The organism is Burkholderia sp. HMSC10F09, assembly GCF_001806955.1.
Taxonomy (GTDB): domain Bacteria; phylum Pseudomonadota; class Gammaproteobacteria; order Burkholderiales; family Burkholderiaceae; genus Burkholderia; species Burkholderia multivorans.
The window spans coordinates 1-3,664 of sequence record NZ_KV786604.1 but is presented as its reverse complement, the minus strand read 5'-3'; the positions used below and the strand labels follow the sequence as shown (position 1 = coordinate 3,664).

The following is a 3,664-nucleotide window of genomic DNA, read 5'->3' as shown; positions in this document are numbered from 1 at the left end:
TGGCGCGCGACGCATGCGCGCGCAGCCGCGGGCGCGTCGGCGCGACCGTGCGCGGGCCGTCGCGGCGCGTCTCGCCCGCTGCCTGCTCGTTCGTCTGCTGCGTATTCGACATCGCCTTCATCATTGCCTCCCGGTTCGTGGGTGTCGATCGCAGCGATGCCGCAATTTCGGTGCCGTGCACAGGCAGGCCGATTGCTACACCAGCACGATCGAGACTCGCTCCCGGAGGTGACATGCCGAACGACAACGACACGCAAGCAGGCCGCCGCCGACTCGGCGGATGGTTGGCCGGCGAGGAAAAGCACATGGCCGCGTTCCGCACACGCATTGCCGCGGACGCGCGCGCACGGGCCGGCGAACGGCTGCGCACGCCGGCCGTGCAGGAGCTCGCGCGACTGTTCGACGATCACGCGGTGCTGCACATGGGGCTGTCGCGCGCGATCGACGAGGCGCTCGCGACGGGCCGCGACCTCGGCTACCGGTCGATCGGCGAGCTGATGACGGTGATCGACTATCTGATGACGTACACGCCGCCCTTCAGCGAATCGAGCCTGATCGTGTGTCCGCTGAACGCGTTCCTCGACTGGCCGATGTGCATGCCGTCGGGCCGCGCCGTGTTCCGCGACGCGACCGTCAACGCACATCTGAAGCGCGTGCTGAACGTCTGGTGCGATTTTCTCGGCGGCCCGCACTCGCGCGACCACCTCGTGACGACGGCGCCGGACGGCTGGCTAAGCGAAGAAGCGCGCAAACGGATCGGCCTGTCGCAGTTCCAGTACCGCGAGGATCAGCCGCATTGGGGCTTCGACTCGTGGAACGACTTCTTCACGCGGCGCTTTCGCGCGGGCGCACGGCCGGTGGCCTCGCCCGACGATTCGCACGTGATCGTCAGCGCGTGCGAAGCCGCGCCCTATCACACGGCCACGAACCTGCAGCTGCGCGACCGGTTCTGGATCAAGGGGCAACCCTATTCGCTGCGCGACATCTTCACGCCCGCACGGCTGCCGCTCGCCGAGCACTTCGTCGGCGGCGATCTCTACCAGGCCTATCTGGCCGCGTACAACTACCACCGCTGGCATGCGCCGATCCGCGGCACCGTCACGCACGCGTACCGCATCGACGGCACCTATTACTCGATCGCCGACGTCGAAGGCGAAGACCCGTCCGGGCTCAACGATTCGCAGGGCTACATGACGGCCGTCGCCACGCGCGCGATCGTCGCGATCGCCAGCGACGATCCGGGCCTGGGCACGGTGGCCGCGGTCTTCGTCGGGATGGGCGACGTATCGTCGTGCGTGATCGAGGTCGTGCCGGGGCAGCGCGTCGAAAAAGGCGACGAGATCGGTTATTTCCAGTTCGGCGGCTCGACGTACTGCCTGCTGTTCGAGCCCGGCGTGATCGACCGCTTCCTGCATGCGCCGAGCGACGATGCGCCGCCCGTGCAGGTCAATGCCGCGGTCGCGCTCGCGCGCTGAATGCGCATGCGGCGCGCTCCCCAGGCAGCGCGCCGCATGCGATCGGACCGTTCGTCACAAACTGTTGTCGTTCGTATAGCCTCCGCTGCCGCGCTGCACGGAGCGCAGGATCGACAGTCCGTCGGGCGTCAGCTCGGGCCGGCGAGCGCCGGACGCATCGTTCTGCATGACAACCAGTTGTCGTTCGACGAGCGCGACGATGTCGTCGCGGTCGAGCTGGATTTGTTCTGGTGCGCGCTGTACCAGAAACAGCGCGGCAAATTCGTGAGCAGTCAACATGCTCGTCTCCCCAATGACGGCGTATTTTCCGATGCGGCGACGCCGCAATCGCGGCCGGCAGTGCACCTGCCGGATTCGGTGACGACATGCACGAAGCATGCCAATGCGAGCCGCGCACACTGCATCGGCCCGGTCGGGCGCAGGGCGGGGTCGAATCCGCGTCCCGCGCGCAGCCGGTGAAAAGTTTTCAATGTCGTGTAACGGCCGGGCCAACGCCGATACACGGCGCGCGAGCAGCGCGCCGTGCACGGGGTCAGGACCGTGGCGCGTGCGACGTCGCCTGACGCGCGAGCGCCGCGGCCGCGCGCCGCTGCACGCGGAAATAGCCGCTATGCAGCACCGCGCCGCCGTGGCCGTCGGCGACCACGTCCGCGCAGGCCTCGGCGATGCGCTGGCGGCCCCGTTCGAACGCCTCGCGCAAGTCGGCCTCGAGCGCCGAGCGCGCACCGAAGTGATCCTCGAGCGCTTCGGCCGTGATCGCGCACTCCGCCGGTACGCCGTCGATCTCGACGACGAACTGCAGCTGCAGCGTCGCGCCGTCGAACACGGGTGGCGGATCGCCCGCAATCGTCGCGCGTGTGCTCATGGGCGCTCCCGCGGCGCATGCGCGCGGTCGGCCGCGAGGCATTCGATCAGCGCGCCGTTGAACGCGTCGAGATCGTCGGGCTTGCGGCTCGTGATGAGATTGCCGTCGCGCACGACGCGCTCGTCGACCCACTTGCCGCCGGCGTTGCGGATGTCGTCCTGCAGGCTCGGCCAGCTGGTCATCGTGCGGCCGTCGACGAGCCCGGCCGACACGAGCAGCCAGCCGCCGTGACAGATCACGGCGACCGGCTTGTCGGCGCCGATCGCGGCCGTCACGAACTCGCGCGCGGCGGGAAGCATCCGCATCGCGTCGCCGTTCACGACACCGCCCGGCAGAACGATCGCGTCGTAGTCGCCCTGCTTCGCATCGTCGAACGTATGGTCCACCTTGACGCGTGCCCCCTTGTCGACGTGCCGGAAACCCTGGATCTCGCCCGGTTGCTGCGAAATCACGTCGACCTGCGCACCCTCGGCACTGAGCGCACGCTGCGGTTCGACGAGCTCGGCCTCCTCGAAGCCGTCCACGGCGAGGATCGCGACCTTGCAATTGGCGAGTTTGCCGCTCATGAAAAACCTCCATGCTGGTTGCGGCACCGATCGTGCCGTCACCCGACAGCAGCAATCGACGTGCCACGCCCAGTGCGCTATCCCGCACAACGCGCGCATCGGCCTGGGCTCGGGCTTCGCGAACGACGCGCAAGCCACTCTCCGACCACGCCGGCGCGGCGCGCGCGGCGGCTTCCATCGTTCACTGCAAAGATTTCAACGGCATGTAACAGGCAGGTTGCGCCCATGTGCGGGCTCTCGCGTGCGACACGCGCCGTCGCAATGTGTCGCAGCATCGAGACAGTTTCGCGGCCGCGGACACCCGGCGGACACGCTGCCGGTCACTGCAGGCGCGTCGCGACGTCGAGCATCGCGTCGGTCAGCTCGACCGTCAGCGTCTGGTCCTCGTCGAGGTCGGGCAGCCGTTCGAGCATGGCCTGCACCGAGTCGTGCAGCATCGCGTGCACGCGCATGCGGGCGCCGTCGTCGAGGTCCGCATAGCGCTCCATCGTGTCGCAGTCGAGCGCGAGCACGACCGAGTGGCGCACGGCGTCGGGCGGCGCATCGGGCGCGATCGCCCACGCCGCATGAAACGTGATCCTGCCGGTCGCCACGTCGAGGTGCACGGTCGTGTTGAGGTCGTCCGCGTCCGGGTCTTCGTCGATGTCGTAGGGCTCGATTCCGATTCGGGGGTTCGATTGCATGATGTCCTCCTGCGTGGTCGCCGCGCCCGCCGCGGCGGGCGTCGGCCATCGCGCCGCGCCGGCCGCGAGCCGGCG

General features: G+C 68.8%; 5 protein-coding genes. 1 reads left to right on the top strand and 4 read right to left on the bottom strand.

Features of this window, described 5'->3' with window-relative positions; all coding sequences use genetic code 11:
• Positions 1 to 233 precede the first annotated feature (233 nt).
• Positions 234 to 1,475, top strand: a complete 1,242-nt coding sequence (locus HMPREF3115_RS07075; RefSeq protein ID WP_006410036.1) for a phosphatidylserine decarboxylase family protein — start codon at positions 234 to 236, stop codon at positions 1,473 to 1,475.
• Between the two features lie 54 nt (positions 1,476 to 1,529).
• On the opposite strand, the gene HMPREF3115_RS07070 is transcribed toward HMPREF3115_RS07075, so the two are convergent.
• The 4 genes from HMPREF3115_RS07070 to HMPREF3115_RS07055 form a co-directional block, all read right to left on the bottom strand.
• Positions 1,530 to 1,754, bottom strand: a complete 225-nt coding sequence (locus HMPREF3115_RS07070; protein WP_070553886.1) for a hypothetical protein — start codon at positions 1,752 to 1,754, stop codon at positions 1,530 to 1,532.
• Between the two features lie 253 nt (positions 1,755 to 2,007).
• Positions 2,008 to 2,340 (bottom strand): DUF1488 family protein, encoded by a 333-nt coding sequence (locus tag HMPREF3115_RS07065; RefSeq protein WP_006405111.1) that lies wholly within the window; start codon positions 2,338 to 2,340, stop codon positions 2,008 to 2,010.
• The gene (locus HMPREF3115_RS07060; RefSeq protein WP_070553884.1) at positions 2,337 to 2,906 is read right to left on the bottom strand and encodes a type 1 glutamine amidotransferase domain-containing protein; all 570 of its coding nucleotides are present in this window, start codon (positions 2,904 to 2,906) and stop codon (positions 2,337 to 2,339) included. Before HMPREF3115_RS07060 ends, HMPREF3115_RS07065 begins: the two co-directional genes overlap by 4 nt.
• 320 nt (positions 2,907 to 3,226) lie before the next feature.
• Positions 3,227 to 3,589 carry a hypothetical protein gene (locus HMPREF3115_RS07055; RefSeq protein WP_035488535.1) on the bottom strand — a complete coding sequence of 121 codons (363 nt, stop codon included), beginning with the start codon at positions 3,587 to 3,589 and terminating at the stop codon, positions 3,227 to 3,229.
• Between the last annotated feature and the right edge of the window lie 75 nt (positions 3,590 to 3,664).